Below are 25354 nucleotides of genomic sequence, written 5' to 3' on the forward strand. Positions count from 1 at the left end.
GTTTGGCCATGTTTCCCAACATTACACCCAATCAATTGCGCCCCCTCACGCGCCTCCCTCTCCCCATGACGAACAAAATGCCACAACCATCTTTTGTTTGCTGGAGCCGGAACGAAACGGAGACTCCGGCAAAGGCTTCATATGAAGCCTGCCGCCCCGCCCGCACTGTTGCGTTTACCCTGATCGAATTACTCACCGTCATTGCCATCATTGGAATTCTGGCCGGCATCCTCATCCCGGTCGTCGGCGCCGTCCGCGGCAAAGCCAAGGCCGCCGAGGCGCTCAGCCAGATGCGGCAGCTCAGTGTTGCCGTCATGAACTACTGTGCCGACCAGCGAAACGGCACCCTCCCCGGCCCCCTGACTACAGGACAGAACTTCGACTACAACGGCCCCGGTTTCGATCCTTCCAAATCCGGTAATAACCGCCAAAGTCAGATTCTCTCCTACATCGGCCCTTACCTCAGCCTCGCCGCCCCCTCCAGTCCGCAAGGTTATTTACAGGCCAAGCAATTTCAAACCTCCGCCCAGCGCGCCTACGACCAGACCCCGGAGGCGCATGCCAACGGTCAGGCCTATTACTTTACCGTCGTTGTCAGCGGCGCCAAACCATTCGGCTACAGCGGTGACACTCCGCCCACCCAGCCCAAACCTCTGCACACCGTGGAAAACCCGACCCGCGCCGATATGATCCGCGAAGCCGATAAAGAGGCCCAATGGGTATCCATCACCAGTGACGCCTACAAACGCTGTCCGCCCAAACCTCTTCACGGCAACCGCCGCCATGTGGCCTACTTCGACGGACACGTGCGCTCCTTCTCCCTCGCCGAGAGCAATCGCACTCCCTGAGTCGCCAGCGTCTCCCCCCCCCTCCCCCCTCCCTCCTGCTTTTATTATGAATCCGATCAAATTGTTTTCCATTGTTGCAATGGTTGCCTCCATTCACGCAACCAACCTTGGCGCAGCCACCTGGCACGCTGACGTCCAAACAGGTAACGATGCCAATACGGGAGCCAGCCGCGCCGCCGCCTTCGCCACCCTCCAGCGCGCCATCGATGCCGCGCAGCCCGGCGACATCGTCGTCGCGTATCCAGGAATCTACTACGAATATATCAACATCCGCCGAGGCGGCACAGCGGACGCTCCCATTCGTATCATGGCCGACCGCGTCGAACGCGATCGCGTGATCATTTCCGGCGCGCAACGCAACATCCGCCAGAAGGACGTCACCTGGGAACTCGTTGACCGCGAACTCAGGCTGTATCGTGTGCCACTCGACTACCGTCCCGCCCGCGTCCTAGCCAACCGCGCCGATCTCCTCGCCTATCCCACGCTCGCCGACCTGCGCGCCTTCCGTTTTCTCGCCGACGACTACCTCGGCCACAAACACGGTTTCGCCCACGACCCGGCAACCAACCACCTCTATGTCCGCCTTCGCTCCGACGGACGTTACGGTCCCACCGATCCCAACGCCGCCGACATCACCTTGGCTGTTTCCCCGCCCACCGGCGCGGGACGCTTCGGCACCGACCCGACAAAACGCCCCGACAACTACAACCTAGCCCTCCGTTTCTCCGGCCCCGCGCATATCGTGATCGACGGCTTCACCTTCGAGACCCCGGGCATTGCCGGCATCCGTACCGATGCCTCCGACCTTGTTCTCCGCAACAACTGGTTTTACGGCTGCCGCGTCGGCATTGCCGCTCCTCGCGACGACGAACCCGGCAACCGCAACAAACCCCGTGCCGACCGCGTTCTGGTTGAAAACAATTATTTCACCCAATTCCCCGCTTTCACCGACATCGAAGACATCACGCCCGCCGAGGCCGCCGACCAGCGCTCCCGCCCCGAACGCTGGCACCGGATCATTCACTGGCAACGCAAAGGCACCCGCCCCCATCCCAATCAGACCGTCGGCTATCCTTACAGCTACGAAGTCGGCGCCCTCCGCGGCGTCGGCGACGCCTGGGAAATCCGCCACAACCACTTTTACGACATGTTCGAGGCCCTCGGTGGCGTCGGTCACAGCACCAACACCGTCATCCATCACAACCGCTTCGAGCGCATCTGCGACAACGCCATCGAAGCCGAACCCCGCGCTCGCAACCTCCACATCCACCACAACCTCATCATCGACACCTTCGAACCCATTTCCTGGCAACCCCAAGGACGAGCGGGAGCAGCGGGGCTCCCCGGTCCCATCCTCATTTACGACAACGTCATTTTGCAGACTCCGCGCACCCGCGCCATGCTCACGGCCAACACGGGCGCCGCCTTCAAACTCGGCATCAACAAGGACGACCCTTGGTGGAAAAATGGGGAGCATAAGACACAGAATGAGGCCCCCGCCCCCGGCGGTTTCTGGGCCGCGCACAACACTGTATTCATTCCTTCAGGACGCATTCTCTCCCAACTCAATTCACCGCAGCACCTGCTTCGCGATTTTTATCTCATCAACAACATCCTCATTGCCCATACCCTCGCGCCGCGCGCCAACGCCAGCGGCATTCATTACGATGGCAACATCGCCCGTTTCGAGGGAGGCTTCCCCTCCGTCCTTGCCGTCACCACCGTTCCCGCCCTTGCGGCCACCGCCGCCGGCCCGCACGGACGCGCCCTCGCCACAGACGATGACACCTCCGGGCTGCGCCTCCCGCTCGACGAAAGCAACGCGTTCACTCCTCTCGCGCCCGACAGCTCGCTGCGCGGCATCGGCATCGACCGCGCCACCCTTGCTGTTGCCGCCGCGCCGCTTCCCCCTCCTCCGCCGAACGAACTTCCCTTGCGTCCGACTCCCGGAGCCGAGCCGTTCACCCTTGCAGTCGGCCCCCAACCTCGCGCCGAAACGCCCTAAAATTTCAACGACCAGAAGGACTGAAGGCTGAAAACCATCAGCGTGCAGCCTCCTTGAATCTTATTGTACCTGTCCCTTCGCCCATCGTCCGCGTTCCCGTCCCTCGGCTCCGCCACTCCTCAATCCTTTATACTTCGTGAGCAAAAAACTCTTCCACAAGGTCCAGCCCACCGCCCCCGAAGATAAGGTAAGCGTGCCCAAACGTTTTGCCTTCGGCATAGGCAACTTCACCGACCACATGGGAACGGACACGTTGATGGGTAATGCGAACCCCATCTTCAACATCACGCTCCACATGGACCCGCGCCTGCTCGGCGTGGCCCTTGCCATCATACGCCTGTGGGACGCCATCACTGACCCCATCATTGGCGCCCTCTCCGACAACGCCCGCACCCGCTGGGGACGCCGCCGCCCCTTCATGTTTTTTGGAGCCATCAGCGCCGGGCTCACCTTCCCCTTGATCTGGTTCGTCCCCGGCGGACTCTCCTCCTTCAATGTCTTTCTCTGGTTCACCATTTTCGCTATTCTCTTCTTCACCTGCCAGACCTTCTTCACGGTTCCCTGGCACGCACTCGGCTCCGAACTTACGCCCGACTACAATGAACGCACCCGCCTCATGGAAATGCGGGCCTACATGGGCAAAGCCGTCGGCCTCATCTGCCCCTGGACCTACGCCTTCACCCAACTCCCGATCTGGGGAGGCAACACCATGGTTGGCGCGCGCTGGATGGGAGTTATTATCGGCATCATCCTCATTATTTCCGGCCTCCTCCCTGTCATTTTCCTGGCCGAGCGCTTTTACAAAAAAGCCGGGCAGCAACAGAAAATCTCCATTCTACGTTCCATCGGCATGACGCTCAAAAACGGCCCCTTCATGATGATGGTGGCCATCACCTTTTTCAACACGCTCGGAGGCCGCACCGTCAACCACCTCGGCTTTTACATCGGCCTCTATTACCTCTTCGGAGGCGACAAGATGAAACAAGGCATCCTCGCCGGAGTCGGCGGCAACGTCGCTTTCGTTATCGGCCTCTGTTCGGTTTTTCTCCTCAACCGCCTTTCTCTCCGTATCGGAAAACGCAAGACACTCGCAGTCTGCCTCATTCTGCTCATTCTCAGCGGCCTTGCGAAGTGGCTCTTTTACGTCCCTGGCAATCCCTGGCTCAGTCTCATCGTCCTGCTCTTCACCGTCCCCTCCGTCACCGGCTTCTGGCTCCTTATCACCTCCATCAATGCCGACATCTGCGACCACGATGAACTCACGACCGGACTTCGCCGCGAAGGCGCCATCAGCGCCGTCTTCTCCTGGATCAGCAAACTTTCAATCTCCGCCACGGCTGTGCTCGCCGGCTTCGTGCTTGCCGTCACTGGCTATCAGTCTGCATCCGGAGCGGAACAGTCCGCCGGAGTGATCGATGCCATGCGCTGGTGGTTTTACATCATCCCCTCCGCCTCCGCTGTCATTGCCCTGGCACTACTCTGGTGGTTCCCCATCACCGAGGCACGCGCCCGCGAAATCCGCCGCATCCTTGAGGAACGCCGCGGCAAACTATAGAGCCGCAGCCCCGGTACTCGGGCGATATAACACACACCTGAAATCGTTCCCACCCGTTTTCTACTCCCCCTCTCGCCGCATCTCTGCCTAACCTCTCACCCATGCGCCTCCCACACCGCCTCGCCTCCCCAGTCTTCCTCCTAATCGCCATCGCCACACTCGCGGCCATCGGCCTCAGCACCACCGCTACACGCGCCGACGTCGTCCTCCCCTCCGTGTTTTCCGAACACATGGTGCTCCAACGCTCCGCCGCCACACCCATTTGGGGACGCGCCGAACCCGGCGAGAAAATCACCCTCACCCTCACACCCCAACTCACCCGCACCACCACTGCCGACGCCAACGGACGCTGGCGCATCGACCTCGACCTCTCCGACACCACCCGCCTCCCCGCTGGTCCCCACCAACTCACCCTCCGCGCCAACAACACCCTCACCATCCCCGACGTCCTGATCGGCGAAGTCTGGCTCGCCTCCGGTCAGTCCAACATGGCCCGCACCATGAGTGCCAGCGCCTCCAAGGACGAAATCGCCGCCTCCACCAACACCCAAATTCGCTTCTTCACCGCCGCCCGCAAAGCCTCGCCCACCCCTCTTGCTGACGTATCCGGAAAATGGACTATCGCCGCGCCCGACACCACCCCCGCCTTCTCTGCCGTTGCCTACTACTTTGCCCGCCAACTCCAAGCCGAACTCAACACCCCCTTTGGCATCATCCACTCAAGCTGGGGCGGCACCCCCGTCGAAGCCTGGACCAGCCAAACCGCCCTTGCCAACAACCCCACACTCGCACCCCAAGCGCTCAAAAACATCGAAGCCTTCGCCGCTTTCCCTGCCGAAAAAACCGCATGGCTCGCCAAACTAAAACCCTGGCTCGCCGCCAACCAACGCGAAGACCTCCCCCCCCCTCCCCCCGCCACACTTGCCCCCTACACCACAGCCCCCGCCACTGCAGGCACCGACGGATGGACCACTGTCCGCCTCCCCGGCAAACTCCCCGGTGAACGCATCCTCTGGATCCGCCGCGACATCACCGTCCCGCAATCCGCCGCAGGCAAACCCCTCACCATCGACATCGACGAAATCGTCGGCATCGACACCGTTTACCTCGACGGCAAAAAAATCGGCGGTCGCACCCTCGACACCTATGACGGCGACGGACGCGGACGCCTCAACGCCCGCCGCCAATACCGCGTGCCCTCCGCCGACGTCACTGCTGGCACACACACCCTAGCCATCCGCATCTACGCCCCCCTCGGCGAATCCGCCATCAACGCCGGATACTTCACCGCTGGCTCGCAACCCCTCTCCGGCAACTGGCTCCTCAAAACCGAACACGCCTTCCCGGCCCTCACCGCCGCCGCCCGCGCCACCAACCCCGGATCGCTCAAGGCTCCGCTCCGCCCCTGGAACGTCCCTGCCTCGCTCTACAACGGCATGATCGACGCCCTTGTTCCCTACGCCCTGCGCGGCTTCATCTGGTATCAAGGCGAGAACGACGCTGGCAACCCGATCCGTTACGCCGAATCCTTCCCCCAACTCATCAACGACTGGCGCGCCCGCTGGAACAACTCGGGACTGGCAACCACCGCCACGCCACTCTCCTTCTACTGGTGCCAACTCCCCAACTACCAAGCCAAACCCGAGACCCCCAACGCCTCACCCGGCTGGGCTGGTATCCGCGAATCCCAGACACGTACCCTCTCCCTTCCCCGCACCGGCCAGGCCGTGCTCATCGACGTCGGTGAAGGCGGCGACGTTCACCCCAAGAGCAAACGCGAAGCCGGAGCCCGCCTCGCCGCACTTGCGCTCGCCAACGACTACGGAAAAACCGCCACCATCGCCACCGGCCCCGCCTACGACCGCATGAGCAACGAAGGCTCCGCCATCCGTATCCACTTCAAAAATACCAACACCGCCGCCACCGCGCTCGTTGCAAAACCAGTCCCATCCGAACACCTCTGGCAATCCGTCCCGAACCGCGTCACCAAACCCATCATGCGCCCCATCCCTGACAGCCAACTCGAAGGCTTCATCATTCGCGGCGCCACCGGATCGGGATCGGGAGCAAAATGGCACTGGGCCAGCGCCACCATTGACCCGGCCACCAACACCGTCCTCGTATCCTCGCCCGAAGTCCCCAAGCCGCAAGCCGTCCGCTACGCGTGGTTCTCCAACCCCACCTGCAACCTCTACAACGCCGCCGGATTCCCTGCCTGTCCTTTCAGAACGGATACCGATTAGTTGACTCGCCCGTCCTTATGGAGTGCGGCGATTCATCGCCGCCTTTGACGGGCCGTTTCAACGGCCCGCCCTCCCGCCCAACGCCACTCACCGCCGCCAAGTCGAATGTGGCGAAGGCGGCACAACCGCTCCAATCCGTCCCGCCACCATTCCCAACTGCCACGCGTGATCCACCCGCGTATCCACCCCGCAATCATTGCGCAACCGCAACTGTGGCTCGCCGCGAATCGCCCGCCAGATCGAACGCGACGGCGCCAGCCATCGTGACTCATCCGGCAAGGCCCGACGCAAAAGCCGCTCCATGATCACCACAGCATCCCCCGCCCCAATTGCCCCCTCCCCAGCCAACCGCTCCACCGTCAACGCCACTGCCGTCCGCACATTCAACACCCGCCCCGCCTCCTCCCCGTCAGCCAGCCGCCTCAGCGCCTCCACGCAACGCACCGTCCCGCAACGCCGCAGCAACACCACCGCCAGCAACCAAAACGGAACATCAATCTCCTGTCCGTAAGCCCCCGCATTTTCCTGAGACGCCGCCCACCCCACCTCGCGCCCCTCCACCGCCTCAATCAAACGCGACTCCGCCGCCTCCTCACCCCACATCGCCAACACCGCCGCCGCGTAAAAAGACACCGCCGCATCCCCCGCCTGCAACGCCGCCTCCACCAAACCACGATAACAATCCGGCCTGCTGAAAATCCGCCACAAATGCGCCCCTGGCCGCCCCGCCGCCAGCAAACGCGCCGCCTCAGACACCTCAATTTCACCGCCCATCCCTCCCCCCTGCATTTCTCCGCCAGTCACCCCCGCCCCCAGCTTCTCGCGTAGTTGAACAACCGATACACAACGCGAATCACAACCCATCCGCGCGGCCATCGCCGCTGCCACGCCCGCCACCTCACCAAGCCGCTGCATGTCACGCTGCATCCGCGCCGCATAAGACGCCGTCGCGTCCATGCCTGCCGCCCGGCACGCAACCCACACATTGGACAAACCACGCGGCAACATCACCCGGTAAGGCAACGACGTGACCAGCGGATGCCGCGCCAACCGACACGCCCAAAAATAAAACGCCGCCTCGTCCGTCTCGAATTCAAAGTCCACCGAATGCGTATCCGCGATTGACTGCACCCTGCAAACACCGTCCTCAAAACCCCTCCGCTCCACCAAATCCGCCAGCGTCAGCATGTAGTCCGTGACCACCGACCGCGATTGCCTGATCCCCGGCAACGCCGCCACTGCCAGCGGACGATCCGCCGCCGACCACTCCGGCTGCCAATGCTGCGCCACGCCAAGCAAACGCGCCTGAGACAAATCCTCCGCATCGCTCGCATCAACCCAACCCGCGTCAAAATTCCGCGCAAACACCTCCAGCTTTTCGTCCCCGCCTGAACCACCTTTCAACACCAACGCCGACTGAGAAAACGCCAGCGAACGCCCATCCCCCGGCCTCCCGCAAAAAAACTCCGCACCCGCCAACGCGCACAAATCACCATCCCCCGTGCTATCGATGAACGCCCGCGCCTCGATCCGCTCCACACCGTGTAGTGTTGCCACCATGACAGCCACAACACGCCCCGTCCCCTCCCGCTCCACGCCGCACACCAAAGCCCCGCCTAAAAACTCCACGCCCTCCCGCTCAAAAAACTCCAGCAACGCGATCTTTTTCCCATCATGATGCCAACGCCGCGCCGCCCCCCGTTCGCCCTCCAATAGCGCATTCAATTCCGCCACACGCGCATCCGTCTCCGCCAACAACCCGCCGCCCTCCGCACCGTGAAAATACCCACTGATTGCCGCACCCGTCCCCACGCCACCAGGAAACGTCGCCAAATCCACCACACAAACCCTCGCCCCCTCTTTCGCCGCCGCAATTGCTGCCAAGGCCCCAGCCGTCCCAGCTCCGGCCACAAGCACATCGCACACATGAGTGCGCTCCGAAAACGCGCCAGCGCCTGGGACCGCCGGCATCCTGCCGGCAGACGACGCGCAGCGTCGCCCATTCCCCCCAAAAAACCGCTCACACACAACCTCTGCACACGCGACTCCCCACGCGAACCGTTCCCCAATCGACGCCAGCCCCACCCCACACACTGCCGGACTCGCCACGCAAAAATTTCCTCTCTCCCCCCCCATCACCGTCGTTTCACCCGCATCCGCGCGCCACACAGGAAACGCCTCCATCGCGCAATGACTCACCACCAAATCAGTCCCGATCTCCAACTCCCCGCGCAACGCCGTCATCCACTCAAGCACCTCCCGATGCCATCCTCCCGCCCCTCCCCCAACGCCTGTTCGCCAAAACACGCGCCGCTCACTTTCACGAGCCGCCGCCCGCAACTCCCCACCTCGCGCTGCGCAAAATGCCCTCACCGCCCCCTCATGCTGCGCCCATGCCGACGACTGCAACGCCACGCCATAAAACAACTCCCGACGCATCCCCTCCCCCCCCCCTGCACACCACACCTCGCAGCCAACACACCCTCCTCCGACGCATCCAAACACCACCGCGCACGCACCTCCCGCACCCCACTCTTCGTCGCCAACATCACCACTTCCATTTCTTGCTCACCATCCTCCCCCTCTCCAGCAACATCCCGCATTCCGCATTGGATGTTGGATGTTCGACGTTGGATGTTCGACGTTGCGGCGAAGCCGCCCTCCTTTCCCCCTGACACCGCCACCGGCAACGCATAAAACAATACTCCCAAGCGCCCATCACGGACAGCCGCCAACCACTCACGAGCCAGCGCGATCTCCGCAAACGCAGTATCCACACAACCATTACTCACCGCTCCATGCTCTGCCATTTCGGCCACCCAACGCTCCCATTCCCTTCCCCCCCCTCCCCCCGCCGCCGATACGCCAACACGATTTTCCAAAGCCCTACTCGATTCCCACAACAATTGTCCTGACGGTTCCACTACCAACACGCTCAGCCCCCGCGCCAGAAACCGCCGCACCGCTCCCGCGCCGATGTAACCGGCACCGAACACAACGACATCAAACACCCGCCCGAACACGGAATCGGAAACATCATTCGCCACTAAACGTGAAGCGACTGTGGACGAAACACCTGAAGCGTGAGGTTTGGAGAAATTCATGTTGAGCAAAAGCGAGCCGCACAAGCAACCGCACGACGCCGCGCTCCAATCTCTCGCAAACTCGCAAGTCTGCGTCACGCAACGCCACATTCAACAAGTTGAGCAAATCTCACTCAGCCCTCCCTTCCCCCCCCGCCGCATGACAAAACTCACCGCGACCACGGTGGTGTTGACGGCAACGCAGCGTTGAACCCCGCATTCAACCCGGCCTGATAAGCGTCATCAAATTCACCGCGCATGAATCGAACAAAACCCTCCTCAACAAAACGCCGCCAACTCGCCATTTCATTGCCCGGAGTGATCGGAAAAAACTTCGCGCCGACCTCTTCCGCCGCCTCCTGATCGCCGGGCGCATCGCCCAAAACCAAAACCTGATCCGCCGCATAACGTCCCTCCATCGCCTGCCGGATCTGCGACGCCTTGCCGCCAAATTCCTGCCCGGCAATAAACGCCGTTTCGCCGCTCAACCCCGCATGACCCCACTCGCTGACCAAGGTCTCGCGCGGTGCCTGACTGACCACGACCACGTCCGCATTTTGAGACGCAAGACGCAATCCCTCGGCCACGCCGACAAACGGCCCCAACCCATGACACATCGCGGCAACAGCGACATTCACCTCGCGCGTCCACGCCAACATCGCCTGCAAAGCAGGATCACCCGATTCCTCAACCGCCCGAGCCAACGCCGGTTCACCCAACGCATCGGTCGTTGCCAGAAAATCCTGCAATTTCCCAAATTCCATGCCTCCCCCACTCCGTAATCCACATTGGATGTTGGACGTTCGACGTTGGATGTTGGACGTTGCGGCGAAGCCGCCCCCTCCTCCCCCCCCCCCCCCCTGCGCGCCACCAATTCCGAGCGCGACCACATCGGGATGCGCAGCCAGCAACTCAAGCGCCAGACCCGCAGCCTTGAAGCGATTGCTGCCCCGCGTGCGACTGTAGAGATTAACGAATTCCCAAACCTCACGCGCCTGCCGTGCGCAACGTTGCAGCCGGAAATGTTTGATGAATGCCGGGCAAAAACACTCTTTGTGTTTCAAGTCCATCACATCGAAAACGCAGCCATCGCTATCGCACGCAACCATGCGCGCATGACGACTGGTGTAGGAAATCTCTCTGTTATTCATATTTTTTAAAAACTGTATCCATTTTCCCATGCTTCTTGTCTTACCTGGTAGGGAGGCCTCTCCGAGGCCTCCGCCGTGCGTAGCATTAGGTTGCTGAACTCATAGGTATTGAAGCGTGGTTTCGGAGGCCTCGGAGAGGCCTCCCTACCAGGTAAAAATTACATTCGTCATCCCCTGTTCAAATCCTCTCTCTCAGAGCTTCAGCGTAATCGGCAACCTGCCGCTCGGCTGCAACTCGCCCGTGATGATTTTGACTGCACTGCGCATCGCGTCGCGACCCGCCCCGAGCGTGCAAATGCAAGTCTGCGCCTGCGGATAAACTCCCAAATCGTAAGGCGACTCCATCGCCACCACGATCACCGGCTTGCCCGATTCGAGACAGGCCGCGACCAACTCCGGCTGACGCGCAAAATTGATCGCATTGATGCTCCCCACGATCACGCAATCCGCCCCTTCGCAAACCGCCCGCGCATCCGCCAAATTGGCATCCGTCGGCGTCAACTCGGTGAGCAAAGCCACCGCATCCGGGAACCGTTCGCGCACCGCCTGCACCAACATGTCCTCGCTCTGGATCGGGTCGTCCGCACCGTCGAGTTTTTGTGGCTTCGGACTAATCACGGCCAGCCTCGCGCCCGCCGCCAGACGCAAGGGCAAACGCTTCGCCTCGTCGCGCAACACGACCACCGAACGATCCGCGATTGCCTGCACGCAACGCCGCGCTGCTCCCGCCGCAAACGCCTCGCCCGCGCCCTGCTCGGGCACGAGAGCATTCTCGTAAAGTTTGATCCGCTGGCGCAGGCGGTGAATGCGCAACACCGCGACATCAAGCGCCGACTCCGCCAGCGCGCCCGACTTCACCGCGTCGTAAACCGCGCGATATCCGTCCAAAAAATGATTCGCGTCGCCGCGCAACAATAGCACATCGCAACCCGCCTGAAGCGCCATCACGCTCGCCCGGGCGGTGCCATATTTTTCCTGGATCGCGTTCATCCGCATCGCATCCGTCTCCACGATCCCTTCAAAACCAAGCCGCTTGCGCAGATACCCGTGTATTATCGCTCTGGATACCGTTGCGGGCGCACGCCCCGGGTCCATTGCTCCCACGATCACGTGACCCGTCATCACCGCGTCCGCGCCCGCCGCCAGCAATTCGCGGATCGGAATATTGTCGTGCGCTTCGAGCGCCTCCAGCGACTTGACAACCTCGGCCATGCTCTTGTGCGCATCGACCGCCGTGGCGCCGTAACCGGGGAAATGCTTGATCATCACCGCAAGCCCTGCGCGATGATAACCGCGCATCATCGCCAACGCATGACGCGTGACCAGCGCCGGATCTTCACCAAACGAAGCCGCCTTCATCGTCGTGCGTCCCTCGTAGGAAAACACATCCGTGATCGGAGCCTGCACCAAATTGATCCCGATTGCGCGCATCTGGCGTCCCGTCAAGAACGCCGCCTCCTCCGTGAGCGCCACATCATCCGCGCATCCGAAACTCATGTGACTGCCAAACACGAGCGCGCCGTAGCGGTTGAGATCGTTGCGCGTGCCGCCCTCTTGATCGACGCCGATGACGAGCGGCAAACCACTGCCTCGTTCAATCGACAACATTTGCAGCTCATTGAGCAATGCCGCGTTACTCTCAGGCGTCAGGTAAGGATTGGGCCGGTCCACCAGCTTGCTCTGGTTGTCGTAGGACGCGTTGATGCAATAGCGGACAAAACCAATGCCATACTCGCACACAAAATCCCGCAGATAATCCGGCACTGCGCTGGCCTGAAAAATCGGACTGCAAACCTGACCCACTTTCTTGGCCAGCGGCAGCGAGAGAATCGTCTTTTCGGATACGTTTTTTGAGATGATCGGATTCATAAAAAGAAGGGGGGGGGGGGAGGGATGTGATTACCCGTCCACCCAAACCGCCCGCATCCCATCCTTGCAACGAGCCCCTTACTTTTCATGATTAGTAACGATGCCGCTCAATCAACGCACCCTAGCCCGCCACGCTGGCGTCAGCCAGACGGCGGTTTCGCTCGCGCTGCGCAACCACCCATCGATCCCCGCCGCCACGCGCCAGCGCATCCAACAACTCGCCGAGTCGCAAGGTTACCGGACCAACCCCAACGTCGCCAGCCTCATGGCGCAAATCCGCCGCAACCGTCGCTCCGAAACCATCGGCGATTGCATTGCCCTCGTCGTCGATGCGGCAAACCAAGCTGGCTGGCTCGACCGCGAGTATTGCCAACGCCAATACGACGGCATGACTGCCCGCGCCGCCGAACTCGGCTTTCGCGCCGAACCCTTTTTCTTGCGCGCCCAAGGCATGACCGTCGCGCGACTCGACAACATCCTGCACGCCCGCGGCATTCGCAGCCTCGTGCTCGCCGGACCAAAACGCAGCCCCATCGACCTCTCCGCCATGCGCTGGCAAGACTACGCCTGCGCCACCATTTCCTACACCTGGGACTGGCCCCCGGTGGACCGCATTTCGTCGCACCACCGGCACAACATGGACACCGTGCTGCACCAACTGCACGCACGCGGCTACCGGCGCATCGGCCTGAGCCTGCAACCCCACGAAGTCGAAGCCGTTGACCAAAACTGGCTCTCCAGCGTACTCGTCATGAACCAACGACTCCCCGCCCGCCGCCGCATTTCCCTCTTCGTCGGCCAGCAGAACGCGGCCACACTTCCCTCCTTTGCCCGCTGGCTTGAAAAACACAAACCCGACGCGCTCGTAACGCTCACCGGTTGGGAAGAAACCTGGTTGCGCCGCCTCGGACTGCGCACCCCATCCGACATCGGCCATGCCTGCGTCAACCGCCCCGGCAAGACCCGCGTCTCGGGCATCGAAGAAGACCACGCAATGATCGGTTCAACCACAATCGAGCTGCTTGTTGCGCAGATGCACCGCAACGAATACGGCCTCCCCCGCCGTCCCCGCCTGACCCTCATCAACGGCGAATGGCGCGAAGGCAGCACCCTGCGCCCCGCGGCACCTTGACGCCACACGCCGCCACGCTCAACAAGTTGAACATGGAAAAACGGATCACCATCCGGGAAATCGCCGCCCGCGCCGGCCTGCACTACTCCTCCGTCTCGCTCGCCCTTCGCGACGACCCGCGCCTCCCCGTCGCCACGCGCAAAAAAATCAAAACGCTCGCCGCCAAGATGGGCTACATTCCCGACGCCGCCCTCAGCGCCCTGGCCGCCTACCGCAATTCCCGCCGTCCCCACCCCGTCCACAGCGAACTCGCCTATCTCACCGACCGCGACGACCCCGACGACACCTTTGCCAACATCACCTACCAATACGCCCGCAACCAAGCCACGCTCCTTGGCTACAATCTCCAAAAATATCTCCTTACCGGCGGCACGCCCGACCTCCGCCGCCTGCAATCCATCTGGTGGAATCGCGGTGTGCGCGGCATCATGATTGGCCCCTTTCTCAATCCCGACCCGCTCACCGAAGTCACTTGGGAGAAATGGCCCGTCGTCGCCTACGGCCACTCCGTGCCCGAACCTGCCTTCAACCGCGCCGTGCTGGATCATTTTCAAAACACCCTGAGCCACCTCAACGTCCTGCGTTCCAAGGGTTATTCGCGCATTGGTTTCTGCCTCCTTCCGAGCATCGAACGGCACACCGCCGGCCGCATCCACGCCGCCTGGCTCTACGATCACTACGCCCTGCACCCCACCGACTCCATTCCCACCCCGCTCGTCCTCAACCACGACCTCGAAAACCCGGACGTCTTGGAAAAATGGATACGATCCAACCACATCGACATCATCGTCGCGTATCTGGAACAATACGACATTCTCACTGCGCGCGGCTGGCGTTTCCCCCGCGACATCGGTTTCTCCCTGCTCACGCGCAAAAGCTACCACGCCGAGCCCCACGTGCAATTTTCCGGATTCAACACCAAGGCCGAAGTCCTTGCCGCCAACACCATTCACTTCCTTGTCTCCCTCATTCACGAACAAGCCTGCGGCATCCTCGACACCCCGCGCCACTACATGATTTCCGGCGAATTTCACGAAGGAGAAACCCTCCGCAAAACACCTCGAAAAACAAAATAGCCGACTCATCTGTAAAATCTCACGCTTTGCTCAACAATTTGAATTGCGTGGACATTGCCCGACAGAATTCCCGGGGCATACGGTTGGTCACCATGAAATCACCCAATTCATCACTCCCCGTATCCACCACGCCTGCCTCGGGTTTTCCGCACATCATCAAAATCACAACTACAGCCCTGATCGGCATAATCTGCCTGGCATTACAGCCGACAGCTCAAGCCGCGACGAAAGAGTGGATCGCCCCCAGTTCGGTCAACCTCGGTGGAGCCAATAATTGGACGGGGGCCAGCACTCCGACATCGGCGGATGAAGTTCTCTTTGCGACAGTTCCCAATCCCATTTTGACGACAGGCAATAACCTGAATTGGGGCGACCTCGTTTGGAACACGAACACATCAGGCACGCTGGCCATTGCATCGGGCCAAAGCTCCAACAGAGTCCTCTCCATTGGCAGCGGAACATCCGGCAGCACGGCGGCGATTGCTGCGGGCGGGGCTGCAGGTGACTTGATCGTGCTCGGCGACAATGTCACAAACGGCACACTCACCATCTCCGGCGAAAACAACGGCTCCTATCACCTGCGCCTGAGCATCGGTCGCGACGGTAACATCAACGTCAAAAACGCAAACGCGACACTCGTCATAAGCGCCGACTCTTATCAGGGTGATTTTGCACTCACCAAAACCGGACTCGGCACGCTCACCATTGGCACATCCTGGGGAAGCTTCGGAGCCAGCAAAACCTTTACCATCGCCGCCGGCACCGTAAACGCCAACCACGGCGGCGCACTCGGCGCGGGCAACGTCGCACTCGAAGGCGGCGTGCTCACCATCAAGGAAGGCAGCACCGGCACCCTCTCAGTCAAAGCAGGCAAAACCTTCACCATGAGCGCGGGCACCCTCAGCTTCTCCTTCGCCAACGCCACCAGCCACGACCAGATCACCACCGACGCCGGCACAGGCTCCACCTTCAACATCACCGGCGGCATCCTTGACCTCAACAACAGTATCGCCGACTACAGCGTGACGTACACCCTCTTCAAAGACTTCGACTCCGGTTCCGTCGCCAACCTCCAGATCATCAATTACGACACAGCCAACTACACCGCCAGCCTTGGCAACAACGGCGTCCTCTCCTTTGTTGCCAACACCATTCCCGAACCCTCCACCTGGACCGCAATCATCGGTAGCCTCGTTCTGACGCTCGCCCTCCTGCACCGCCGCCGCCATTGACCTCCTCCCAGTAAAAAACGACTTGGACCCATTAACATCGGTCTAAGTCGCCTCCCCCCCCCCCCCCCCCCCGCCTCTCCTGCCGATCATGAAGCGCCGCCTGTCCAGCCTCCTACTCCTCCTCCCCGCGACACTCGCACTCGCGGCCACGCCCACGCCCGCCACGCTCTGGACCGAATACACCCAATCCCCCGACACCCATCCCAATATCCCCAACTGCTCGTATTCAGGATACCACTACGGCGAGAAGAAACTCCCCTCCCCCGCCGAACTGGACGCACTCCCCCGCCACGACGTCACCCGCCACGGAGCCAAAGGCGACGGCCACACCGACGACACCGCAGCCATCCGCGCCGCCCTCCAGTCCGTCGATCCTGCCACCGGCGGCATCGTGTATTTCCCCAAAGGCAAATACAGCGTCAGCCAAGCCCTCTTCGTACACACCAACCGCACCGTCCTTCGCGGCGAAAGCCAGAACGGCACCGAAATCATCTTCACCCAACCCCTCAACCGCGCCTACGGCACCTTTGACCTCGTCACCAATGGAACACCCATCACCCGCTGGAGCTACGAAGGCGGCCTCATCTGGTTTGCGCCCAAAGAACGCGGCACCACCTGGCGTCCCGCCGGCACCGCACTCGATTCCCCCGTTGACCGCAAAAACTACCGTTTTCACTGGCTCGTGACAGGCGACACCTTCAACGTATCCAAACCAGCACGACGCGGCGACCGCACCCTCACCTTCGCTCCCGCCCCCTCGCCTGATGCCCCGCTCCACCCCGGCGACATGCTCCTCCTCCTGTTAACGCACCCCACCGACCATTCCCTCGCCAAACACCTCGCCGGTGACGGCCCTTGGGCAGAATCCTACCCATGGAACGGCGCTCCCAACGCACGCTGGGGCATGGCGTGGAAAAAACCCGAACCTCTCCGCTGGCCCGTCGAAATCACTGCCTACGATTCGACAACCAACACCGTTACACTTCGTCAACCCCTCCGCTTTGACATCCGCCCCGAATGGCAAGCCACCCTCCAACGCATGGGTCCGCTCCTGCGCGAAAGCGGCATCGAAAACCTCACCCTCCGCTACAACCGCGCCTACACGTGGGACAAAAAAATGCACCACAGCGAGGAAGGCTGGAATGCTCCCTACTTCAACAACGCCATCCACTGCTGGCTGCGCGACGTCACCATGATCGACGCCGACAACGGCCCCAACCTCACCTGCTCAAAAAACAACACCCTCACCCGCTTCACCCTCAAAGCCAGCCGCCCTGAAACCCTTGACCACCACCACGGCACCCTCACCCGCTCCAGCAGCCACGACAACCTCATCAGCGATTTTCGCATCGAAAGCCGTCCGCTCCACGGCCTCAACATCGAGTCCCAAAGCACCGGCAACGTCTGGACCCGCGGCATCCTTGAACACGGCGTATTCGATTCCCACCGACGCGAACCCTTTGAAAACCTCCGCTCCGACGTCACCCTCCTTGCCAACGACGGCACGCACGGCGGCAACGGCGGCCCCATCATGGGAGCCCGCTTCGTCAACTGGAACATCCGCACCCCTGCCGACAACAACTACATGGTAGGCTGGGCCGACCTCACACCCGCCGGAGCCATTGTCGGCCTGCAAGGCTCGCAACCCACATGGACTCGCAAACCCGGTGAGAAATCCGACCAAGTTCCCGCAGGCGATCAATCCGCCTGCCGCATCGAAGACATAGGACGCGTCCCGTATCCAGAAAACCTCTACGAAGCGCAACTCCGCCATCGTATCCAAAAAACCGCCACGCCATAATCCCAATCCCCCCCCCCCGCGCCAATGAAACATCACTTTTGCAGTCCCCGGGCATTCACCTTGATCGAACTTCTTACGGTCATCGCCATCATCGGCATCCTTGCTGCGATCATCATCCCCACCGTTGGCAAAGTCCGCGAGTCCGCCCGCGCCGCCCAATGCGCCAGCAACCTCCGCCAAATCCAACTCGCCAACATCCTCTACGCTCAGGATAATAACGGCAAATATGCTCCCGCTGCCATCGGTGACGGCACTGGCGACGACCCAGAACGCAAGTGGCTGCTAAATAAAGAACTACAAGGCTATTTAACAAAGGTAAAAACAACGGGGACGAGCAAATGGCCCGTTCAATTTTTATGTCCGACCAGTGTGGCGGCAGGCAACACGCCTGAAGCCAGTCCTGACAATTATCCCGGCTATTCCTATGGCTATAATGTTACCCAGAAACCCCCCACTGGTGTCCGCGGATTCACTATCAGCGAAGTCGTGCGCCCCAGCACCAGTCTTGCTTGGGCCGATGCCGTGGACTGGTTGATCGACTGGGAACCACCTCACACCAGCTATTATGACGAATCTGATCCCACTACCAAAAAAACCAAAGCCGTTGCCTACCGACACAGCAGCAAACTCAACGTCGCTTACTGGGACGCCCACGTTCGCCGCCTCTCCCGTGACGAAGTCGTTGTGAATTCTGTATCCGACCCCAACATGAAACTTTGGTACGTCATGCAGTAATGGATACCCCCTCCGCCTCGTGACGCGGTGACATCGCCTCATGGCCGCAAAGCCAAAGCGACACCTGAGTCCGTATTTTTCCCTCCCACTCACACCTCCGTTCGGTGCCGTCTGCGCCAGGCGAGCGGTGTCATGCCCGCCTTTTGCTGGAAAAAACGGTGAAAATACTGCGGCGAACTGAACCCGCACTCCGCCGCGATGTGCGACACCTTGTAATACGTCCCCTGCAACAACCCCCGCGCCCGCTCCAACCGCAACGCGTCGCGCAACTCCACGAACGACATCCCCGTCGCCTCCCGCACCGCGTGCGTTGTCCGCGTAGGCGACAACCCCAAATGCTTCGCCAAGTCGCCAAGCGATGGATTCGTCCGCGCATTTTTTTCCAAAAACGCCTGAATCGCCCCGCGTCGAAACCCGCGTGACGTCTCGCTGCTGAAACGCGGCCTCCGCAAATGTTCACCCAAAAACGCCCCCAGCATCCGCGCCAGCCCCACCGCGCGCCGCCGCGCCGGCGCATGCAAAAACGGCAGCCCCTCCGGCTGATCCGCCCGCGTGCGAAATTGCCCCACGAACGCCACCCCCGCCAGTCCCTCGTCCGTGAACAACGGCACAATGACCTCGTCAGCGCCCGCGTGGCATGTATTCACAAAAATCTTACGCTCGCGATCGCACCGCTCCGGCACCTCCCGCAAGTCGCAATCCCGGCACCGCAGGTTATGCTTCAAGACCTCTTTCACGTGCAGGCAAAACCGCGACAAATGCAGACAAAACCTCGGCTGTGCAACCACCTCACCCAGCACCGTCCCCTGAGCATGTGACACCGGCAGCAGCTTGACGCAAACCGACAGCCCCGTCGCCTTTTGAAACGCCTCCAACGCCTCGACGATTTCACTGGAGGAAGGGTCTTCCGACCCGCCGACGAGACGAGCGGGCGCGAGGCTCGCACTTCTGGCGTCGGAAAACGAGGTGTTGTCGCGTTTGGCGGGTCGTGAGACCCTCCCTCCAATTCCGTCCGCTGTCTGCCATTTCGCTCTCATTGCCTTGTCATTAAACACTAAAAACAGCCGAAAACTACATTTTTTTGACCGTTTCCCCCACTAGCCACACTCCCGTCCCTCAGCTACACTCATCGCACCATGCCAAACACCGCATCCACCGCATCTGCCGCCCCTGCTTTCACCTCCGTTTTTGAGTGCACCTTCGACGTCGTCGTAACCGGCGCCGGTTTCATCGGCCATACCGCCGCCCGCAAACTCGCCGCCGCCGGACGCAGCGTGCTCCTCGTCGAAACCTCCGGCGACCTGCTCTGGGAGACCACCCGCGCCTTCGAGGACGCCGGCTCCGCCGCCAGCGACTCCAGGCTCCCCGGCGCCGCCGGACTTGAGATCACCGCCGCCCACGCCCTCGTCCACAACGAACTTCCCCAACTCCGCCCCCTCCTCTATTCCGCCCCGCTCTCCGTCGCCCTTGCCGCCGACGGACGTATCGCCGCCCTCACCCTTGCCACCAAAAGCGGACCGCGCACCGTCCGCGCCGCCCACTGGATCGACGCCACCGAAAACGGTGCGCTCGCCCGCCTCGCCGCCCCGGCTCTGCAATCCGCCATGCGCGCGCCCGCCCGCCGCTACCGCAACCTCTTCCTCCAATCCGCCGACGCCGCCCGGCTCGACGAAGCCGCCGCCACCTTCCGCCAGCGCCACCCGGAAATCACCTGGAGCGCCACCTACCTCGCCACCGAACGCCGCCTCCGCTGGGCTGTCTCCGGCGACACCCCCGCGCACACGGATTACGTTGCCCTCATCCGCGACCTCCGCGCCAGCGTCCCAGCCGACGTCCACTTCACCCTCAGTCACACCTCGTTGATCGACTACCCTGTTTACGACGCGACAACGGCGTCAGCTCAAAGCTTAGGCAACGCCCCCGCCAACCTCACCCTTCTCAGCCCCGCCTTCCGCCACGACGCCATCGCCACGCCCGCCGACCGCGCTGCCATTGGCAACAGTATCACAATTCCCGATACAACCTCCCTCCCCCCCCCCCTCGCCGCCACCTGCGCCACCTCGACGTTGGACGTTGGACGTTGGACGTTGGACGTTCGGCGCGAAGCGCCGCCCCCTCTCCCCCCCCCCCCTGCCGCCGCCACGCACACCGGTTACGATGTCGTTGTCGCCGGCACCGGCACTGCCGGCGCACACGCCGCCATCGCCGCCGCGCGCGGCGGAGCCCGCACGCTCGCCCTCGACCACACCACCTATCCCGGCGGCATCGGCACCGGCGGCGGCATCTGCGGCTACTTCCACGGCCACCCCGGCGGACTCCAGGAGGAGATCAACCGCCGCACCGCGGAAATGACCTCGCTCCTCACCGGTGTACCCGTGGAAAAAATACGTGGCTGGAACTACGAGGCGAAAAGATACGTGCTCCTCGAAATGTTTGCCGAGTCTGGCGTTACCTTCATCGGCGACGCCCTCCTCTGGTCCGTCGAAACCACGGACGCCGCCTCCTCTCCCGCTGCCGCCCCGACCAGCCCTCGCAAAGCCGTCACCGCCGCTCTCGCCGTCATTAACGGACGCCCCGAGCGCATCCCTGCCGCCGCCTTCATCGACGGCACGGGTGACGCCGATCTCGCCATCCGCGCCGGAGCCCGGTTCATCGAAGGCCGCCCCGGCGACGGACGCACCCTCGCTTACAGCCAGTCCATTTTCAGCGCCAACCTCAGTGCTGAGGGCCGCGCCCAGGTTGTTTCATGCAATTTCGACGCCGGATGGTGCGACCCCGTTGACCCCGAGGACATCACCCGCGCCCGCCTTCTCGGCATCTCGCAACACCTTGCCCCCGTCCTCGCTGGCAAGGTCAACCCCGTGGCTTTCGCGCCACTCCTTGGCCTGCGCCAATCGCGCCACATCGTCGCCGACCGCCAGCTCACCCAGTCCGACATGATTCACCACGCTCGTTTCGACGACTCAATCGGCGAGACGGACACCGTCGGCGACACCCACTCCGTCAACTTCGAATTCGAGAACGACGACTGCGTATTCTATTATTGGGTCTGCCGTCTCTTCCGCACCCAGCAACGCTGCGAACTCCCCTACGGCATGCTCCTGCCCCGCGATCTCGCCAACGTCTGGGTGCCCAGTCGCGCCACCGGCGTCACGATCGAAGCCGCCTACGGCATGCGCATGCAACGCGATCTGCAACGCCTCGCCGAAGCCGCCGGACTCGCCGCCGCCCTCGCCGTTGGCAATAATCAAAAACGCCCGACGCCCGCCGACGCCCGCGCCATCGACATCCGCGCCCTGCAAACCGCGCTCGAAGCCACAGGAGCCAAAACCAACACTCCCCCCCCCCCCCCCTCCGACACCGACGCCTCCGTCCTCCTTGCCGCCCTCGACACCGGACTGCCCGGCAAGCACCTCTGGCAACTCGCAAAAAACATCGCGCAACACCGTGACGAAATTGTCCGCCGTATTGAATCCTCCAATACACGCGTTTCCTTCTACGCCGCCGCCATCCTCGCCGCGTCCGACATCCCCCCCCCCCCCCTCCCCCCGCAAGTCGCCGCTGCCGTCGAAGCCCGTCTCATCCGCGCCCTCACCGACCGCGAAACCGGTCCCACACCCGACGAGCACCGCGTGCCCGGCGCGTTTGGACAAATAATCGACCTTCCCTTCTGGGCGCTCGCCATCACCTCGCTACGCCGCGTCGGCACCTCGCGTTGCCTGCCCGCCCTCCGCGACGCCGCCGACCGACCGAGCGTGCCGCTCTGCCTGCGCACCATCATCGCCTGCACGCTCGAACGCCTCGCCCTCCGACTCGGCGACTCGCCCGAACTCCGCCAGGCGCTCGACGCCCTTGTCACGCACGAGATCACCGACGGCATTCAGCCCATGTGGCGGTCCAACTGGCCCGCCGTTCACGGCGAACCCCAGCAAAAACTCGGCAACGACCGCGGAGCCGACACATTGCAAGACCACACCTGGCAACTCCACCTTGTCGTGGCCCGCGCCCGCCGCGCGATTGGCCAGCCCATCCACGCTGCCGCCGCGCCCTTCCGTCACGACCCGCGCGCCCTTGTCCGCCGCGCCTTCGTCCGCATCCAATGAAGGGCGGTTCTGAAAAATTAGAGCATTTACAGTTGAGAGGTAGCCGTCGTCTTAACGGTAGGGAGGCCTCTCCGAGGCCTCCGCAACCACGCTCCATCCACCTATGAGCTTCGTATCCTCCTTCACACTACGCACGGCGGAGGCCTCGGACGGAGCGCAGCAGCGTGGAGATGGCATCGCCGAAGGCGATGGCCCAAAGGGCTGCCCTCGGCAGAGGGCACAAAGGCCTCCCTACCAGGTATCAAATGGCTACAGTTTAAATTTTAGAGTCACCCAAACAGCCTGCCCCAGAAACTTTTTTTCGGCGTCTTCACGACCACGCTCGCCCGGTCGGCCTTGAGCAATTCCGTGCATCCGCCCGCCTGCAACGCCTTCTCCAGCGCCTCGATGCCCTGCTGCGTTTTCAGCTTCTCTTCATCAGCGTAAATCGGAACCAGCGAGAAAAAGTGGAGAGTCTTTTTGTCGGCGTCGGTCTTCCCGTCGATCGGCAACTCCAGAAAATCCTCCGGCAGCCGCACCGGCGTCAGCAACACCAGCGATGTGAAACCAACCGACGGCGCGAGCGGTGTGGGCGGATTGCCGTTGGGCAGCGTCTGCCCGTACCAAATCCACGTCGCATGGCGGTGCGGCAGACGGGCAATGTTGGCCAGAATGCGCAACGGCCATGCGTTCTCGTCCTTCTGCCAGTTGTCGTAGTCAATCCGCCACGACGTCGGCAGACACAGGAAAAGCTCCGCGTATTTCCAATCCGAATACATCTTGGGCGGCACCATGGCAAAGTCGCTCATGCCCGCCGTGACGAATGTGCGAAACGGACGTGCCTCGCTCGGCTCCACCACATGGATGTCCACCGCCGCCTGATCCGCTGAATCGACCGCGTGCAGCACCCGCGCCGGCACGCCGGCATGTTTCTCGATATGAGACACGATTTGCTCCGTGTGCTCGGGGACATACACCGCGGCACCCGTGCCAGGAGCGGCGGAAATGGAGGAGACTGCGGATGATTCGGAGTGGCTGGCGTCGTTCATGATGAATCGCAAGCCTGCCAGCCCCTGCCATGTTGACAAGTCCCGGCGCGGGCCAGGCGCGACCGCGCTGAACGGCACCGCGACTGTTTTCCGCCCACGGCAGCCTTGCCCTTTGACCCAATTCGCATTCTGTTTCGTCCCGTACCAAGATGAACCGCATCGAAATCAATCGTGATGTCTGCAACGGAAAACCTGTCGTCCAAGGAACCAGAATATCGGTTGACACGGTCTTGTCGTATTTGAGCGCCGGTGACACGATTGAAGATGTGCTGGAAGCCCATCCCCGGCTTACCCGAGAAGACGTGCTGGCCTGCCTCGCCTATGCACATCGTCTGAGCGAACTCCACACGACGGTCGAACTCGTCGCCTGAGCCATGCTCCGGCTCCTCATCGACGAGAACCTACCCCACGGACTCAAACGCAGTCTGCCCTGTCAGCGCACCCATGCATCCGCTCTGGGTATTCGCCCCACCGATGACGAACTTTGGACTAGAGCGTGTAGTCACGAGATAAGATTGACTGAGTTTTTTTGTGATGGAGAATGTCAGCATGGCGAAAGATCAACACCGTCACGACATTTCGGACCGAGTTTGGAGCGTTCTGGAGCCGCTGCTACCTGGAAGGAAAGGAGCGTGGGGAGGGGTGGCGGAGGACAACCGCAAGTTCCTCAACGCGGTTCTGTGGATTTTACGCACTGGTGCGCCTTGGAGGGATCTTCCAGAGGATTACGGAGGGTGGAGCAACACGCACAGGCGTTTTTGTCGCTGGAGAGACAAGGGGCATTGGGAGCGCCTGTTGTCGGAACTGATGAACGAGCCCGATTTCGAGTGGCTGATGATTGATGCCAGTCATGTCAAAATCCATCCGCATGCGGCGGGAGCCAGAGGTGGAAACGAGGCGATCGGTCTGACAAAAGGGGGCGAAACACCAAACTACATTTGGCCGTGGATGCGCATGGTATGCCGGTGCGAGTCATTGTTACAGCGGGTTCCACGGCTGATTGCACACAGGCTGGCAGGTTGATTGAAGGCATTGCCGCAGACCATCTGATCGCCGACAAGGGATATGACACCAACGCCATCATCGAAATGGCGCAGGCCGCAGGCATCTGCCCGCAGATTCCTCCAAAGACCAATCGCATAGAACAACGCGAATATGACCCTTATCTTTATCGGATCAGGCATCTGGTAGAAAATGCATTCCTACGACTCAAGCAATGGCGCGGCATCGCAACCCGATACGCAAAACGAGCCTCCTCTTTCCTCGCTGCCGTCCAATTCAGGTGTGCCATCCTCTGGGCTTCAATCTCGTGACTACACGCTCTAGAGCATTTTCATTTAAACTGTAGCCATTTGATACCTGGTAGGGAGGCCTCTCCGAGGCCTCCGAAATCACGCTCCAACCACCTATGAGTTTCGCATCCTCTCACCACGCACAACGGAGGCCTCGGAGAGGCCTCCCTACCGCAAGACAACGGACACAATTCAACTGAA

General features: G+C 61.8%; 19 protein-coding genes and 1 pseudogene. 15 read left to right on the forward strand and 5 right to left on the reverse strand.

Features of this window, described 5'->3' with window-relative positions; genetic code table 11:
• The first annotated feature begins 77 nt into the window (after positions 1-77).
• From OBACDRAFT_RS05105 to OBACDRAFT_RS05120, 4 genes are all read left to right on the forward strand, one after another.
• Positions 78-848, forward strand: a complete 771-nt coding sequence (locus tag OBACDRAFT_RS05105; RefSeq protein ID WP_088179281.1) for a prepilin-type N-terminal cleavage/methylation domain-containing protein — start codon at positions 78-80, stop codon at positions 846-848.
• 46 nt (positions 849-894) lie between these two features.
• Positions 895-2853: a right-handed parallel beta-helix repeat-containing protein gene (locus tag OBACDRAFT_RS05110; protein WP_043583321.1), complete on the forward strand. Its 1959-nt coding sequence runs from the start codon at positions 895-897 to the stop codon at positions 2851-2853.
• Between the two features lie 136 nt (positions 2854-2989).
• Positions 2990-4408, forward strand: coding sequence for an MFS transporter (locus OBACDRAFT_RS05115; protein ID WP_043583323.1), 1419 nt, complete (start codon positions 2990-2992; stop codon positions 4406-4408).
• 101 nt (positions 4409-4509) lie between these two features.
• Positions 4510-6651, forward strand: a complete 2142-nt coding sequence (locus OBACDRAFT_RS05120; protein WP_052361187.1) for a sialate O-acetylesterase family protein — start codon at positions 4510-4512, stop codon at positions 6649-6651.
• Positions 6652-6738: 87 nt separating this feature from the next.
• On the opposite strand, the gene OBACDRAFT_RS05125 is transcribed toward OBACDRAFT_RS05120, so the two are convergent.
• Complete coding sequence (locus OBACDRAFT_RS05125; protein ID WP_232766664.1) at positions 6739-8622, reverse strand: FAD-dependent oxidoreductase; 1884 nt, start codon at positions 8620-8622, stop codon at positions 6739-6741.
• Between OBACDRAFT_RS05125 and OBACDRAFT_RS28840 the strand changes: the two genes are divergently transcribed.
• Complete coding sequence (locus OBACDRAFT_RS28840) at positions 8578-9348, forward strand: hypothetical protein (RefSeq protein ID WP_198529848.1); 771 nt, start codon at positions 8578-8580, stop codon at positions 9346-9348. The two genes, OBACDRAFT_RS05125 and OBACDRAFT_RS28840, sit on opposite strands and share 45 nt — an antisense overlap.
• A gap of 405 nt (positions 9349-9753) precedes the next feature.
• Complete coding sequence (locus OBACDRAFT_RS05140; protein WP_043583329.1) at positions 9754-9945, forward strand: hypothetical protein; 192 nt, start codon at positions 9754-9756, stop codon at positions 9943-9945.
• Here the strand turns inward: OBACDRAFT_RS05140 and OBACDRAFT_RS27920 are convergent.
• Positions 9905-10498 (reverse strand): HAD family hydrolase, encoded by a 594-nt coding sequence (locus OBACDRAFT_RS27920; protein WP_157836922.1) that lies wholly within the window; start codon positions 10496-10498, stop codon positions 9905-9907. The two genes, OBACDRAFT_RS05140 and OBACDRAFT_RS27920, sit on opposite strands and share 41 nt — an antisense overlap.
• A gap of 24 nt (positions 10499-10522) precedes the next feature.
• Here OBACDRAFT_RS27920 and OBACDRAFT_RS27925 point away from each other — a divergent pair, with 24 nt between their 5' ends.
• Positions 10523-10894, forward strand: a complete 372-nt coding sequence (locus tag OBACDRAFT_RS27925) for a hypothetical protein (RefSeq protein ID WP_043583333.1) — start codon at positions 10523-10525, stop codon at positions 10892-10894.
• A gap of 183 nt (positions 10895-11077) precedes the next feature.
• Here the strand turns inward: OBACDRAFT_RS27925 and OBACDRAFT_RS05155 are convergent, their stop codons facing one another.
• Positions 11078-12754 carry a glycoside hydrolase family 3 protein gene (locus OBACDRAFT_RS05155; RefSeq protein ID WP_043583335.1) on the reverse strand — a complete coding sequence of 559 codons (1677 nt, stop codon included), beginning with the start codon at positions 12752-12754 and terminating at the stop codon, positions 11078-11080.
• Between the two features lie 100 nt (positions 12755-12854).
• Here OBACDRAFT_RS05155 and OBACDRAFT_RS05160 point away from each other — a divergent pair, with 100 nt between their 5' ends.
• The 5 genes from OBACDRAFT_RS05160 (at position 12855) to OBACDRAFT_RS05180 (ending at position 18730) form a co-directional block, all read left to right on the forward strand.
• Entirely contained in the window at positions 12855-13886 is a 1032-nt protein-coding gene (locus tag OBACDRAFT_RS05160) for a LacI family DNA-binding transcriptional regulator (RefSeq protein WP_052361192.1), read from the forward strand.
• Positions 13883-14962: a LacI family DNA-binding transcriptional regulator gene (locus OBACDRAFT_RS05165; protein ID WP_064499977.1), complete on the forward strand. Its 1080-nt coding sequence runs from the start codon at positions 13883-13885 to the stop codon at positions 14960-14962. Before OBACDRAFT_RS05160 ends, OBACDRAFT_RS05165 begins: the two co-directional genes overlap by 4 nt.
• 92 nt (positions 14963-15054) lie before the next feature.
• A complete protein-coding gene (locus tag OBACDRAFT_RS05170; protein WP_043583339.1) occupies positions 15055-16194 on the forward strand; it encodes a hypothetical protein in 1140 nt (379 codons plus the stop codon).
• Between the two features lie 88 nt (positions 16195-16282).
• Complete coding sequence (locus OBACDRAFT_RS05175) at positions 16283-17995, forward strand: glycosyl hydrolase family 28-related protein (RefSeq protein ID WP_043583341.1); 1713 nt, start codon at positions 16283-16285, stop codon at positions 17993-17995.
• A 24-nt stretch (positions 17996-18019) separates the two neighbouring features.
• Positions 18020-18730, forward strand: a complete 711-nt coding sequence (locus OBACDRAFT_RS05180; RefSeq protein WP_052361195.1) for a type II secretion system protein — start codon at positions 18020-18022, stop codon at positions 18728-18730.
• Positions 18731-18819: 89 nt separating this feature from the next.
• On the opposite strand, the gene OBACDRAFT_RS05185 is transcribed toward OBACDRAFT_RS05180, so the two are convergent.
• Positions 18820-19767, reverse strand: coding sequence for a helix-turn-helix domain-containing protein (locus tag OBACDRAFT_RS05185; RefSeq protein WP_081721826.1), 948 nt, complete (start codon positions 19765-19767; stop codon positions 18820-18822).
• A 99-nt stretch (positions 19768-19866) separates the two neighbouring features.
• Here OBACDRAFT_RS05185 and OBACDRAFT_RS30560 point away from each other — a divergent pair, with 99 nt between their 5' ends.
• On the forward strand, positions 19867-22833 hold the full coding sequence (locus tag OBACDRAFT_RS30560; protein ID WP_043583343.1) for an FAD-dependent oxidoreductase: 2967 nt from the start codon (positions 19867-19869) through the stop codon (positions 22831-22833).
• 269 nt (positions 22834-23102) lie between these two features.
• Here the strand turns inward: OBACDRAFT_RS30560 and OBACDRAFT_RS05195 are convergent, their stop codons facing one another.
• Positions 23103-23861, reverse strand: coding sequence for a suppressor of fused domain protein (locus OBACDRAFT_RS05195; protein ID WP_043583345.1), 759 nt, complete (start codon positions 23859-23861; stop codon positions 23103-23105).
• A 149-nt stretch (positions 23862-24010) separates the two neighbouring features.
• Here OBACDRAFT_RS05195 and OBACDRAFT_RS05200 point away from each other — a divergent pair, with 149 nt between their 5' ends.
• Entirely contained in the window at positions 24011-24232 is a 222-nt protein-coding gene (locus OBACDRAFT_RS05200; protein ID WP_043583347.1) for a DUF433 domain-containing protein, read from the forward strand.
• 178 nt (positions 24233-24410) lie between these two features.
• A pseudogene (locus tag OBACDRAFT_RS26240) lies at positions 24411-25174 on the forward strand (IS5 family transposase).
• Positions 25175-25354 lie beyond the last annotated feature (180 nt).

The organism is Geminisphaera colitermitum TAV2 (assembly GCF_000171235.2).
Lineage (GTDB): Bacteria > Verrucomicrobiota > Verrucomicrobiia > Opitutales > Opitutaceae > Geminisphaera > Geminisphaera colitermitum.

Coding starts and splice junctions, on each gene's coding strand:
- OBACDRAFT_RS05105 (WP_088179281.1), top strand. CDS start 78: ATGCCACAACCATCTTTTGTTTGCTGGAGCCGGAACGAAACGGAGACT.
- OBACDRAFT_RS05110 (WP_043583321.1), top strand. CDS start 895: ATGAATCCGATCAAATTGTTTTCCATTGTTGCAATGGTTGCCTCCATT.
- OBACDRAFT_RS05120 (WP_052361187.1), top strand. CDS start 4,510: ATGCGCCTCCCACACCGCCTCGCCTCCCCAGTCTTCCTCCTAATCGCC.
- OBACDRAFT_RS28840 (WP_198529848.1), top strand. CDS start 8,578: ATGAGTGCGCTCCGAAAACGCGCCAGCGCCTGGGACCGCCGGCATCCT.
- OBACDRAFT_RS05125 (WP_232766664.1), bottom strand. CDS start 8,622: ATGCCGGCGGTCCCAGGCGCTGGCGCGTTTTCGGAGCGCACTCATGTG.
- OBACDRAFT_RS05140 (WP_043583329.1), top strand. CDS start 9,754: ATGTTGAGCAAAAGCGAGCCGCACAAGCAACCGCACGACGCCGCGCTC.
- OBACDRAFT_RS27920 (WP_157836922.1), bottom strand. CDS start 10,498: ATGGAATTTGGGAAATTGCAGGATTTTCTGGCAACGACCGATGCGTTG.
- OBACDRAFT_RS05155 (WP_043583335.1), bottom strand. CDS start 12,754: ATGAATCCGATCATCTCAAAAAACGTATCCGAAAAGACGATTCTCTCG.
- OBACDRAFT_RS05160 (WP_052361192.1), top strand. CDS start 12,855: ATGCCGCTCAATCAACGCACCCTAGCCCGCCACGCTGGCGTCAGCCAG.
- OBACDRAFT_RS05170 (WP_043583339.1), top strand. CDS start 15,055: ATGAAATCACCCAATTCATCACTCCCCGTATCCACCACGCCTGCCTCG.
- OBACDRAFT_RS05175 (WP_043583341.1), top strand. CDS start 16,283: ATGAAGCGCCGCCTGTCCAGCCTCCTACTCCTCCTCCCCGCGACACTC.
- OBACDRAFT_RS05180 (WP_052361195.1), top strand. CDS start 18,020: ATGAAACATCACTTTTGCAGTCCCCGGGCATTCACCTTGATCGAACTT.
- OBACDRAFT_RS05185 (WP_081721826.1), bottom strand. CDS start 19,767: ATGAGAGCGAAATGGCAGACAGCGGACGGAATTGGAGGGAGGGTCTCA.
- OBACDRAFT_RS30560 (WP_043583343.1), top strand. CDS start 19,867: ATGCCAAACACCGCATCCACCGCATCTGCCGCCCCTGCTTTCACCTCC.
- OBACDRAFT_RS05195 (WP_043583345.1), bottom strand. CDS start 23,861: ATGAACGACGCCAGCCACTCCGAATCATCCGCAGTCTCCTCCATTTCC.
- OBACDRAFT_RS05200 (WP_043583347.1), top strand. CDS start 24,011: ATGAACCGCATCGAAATCAATCGTGATGTCTGCAACGGAAAACCTGTC.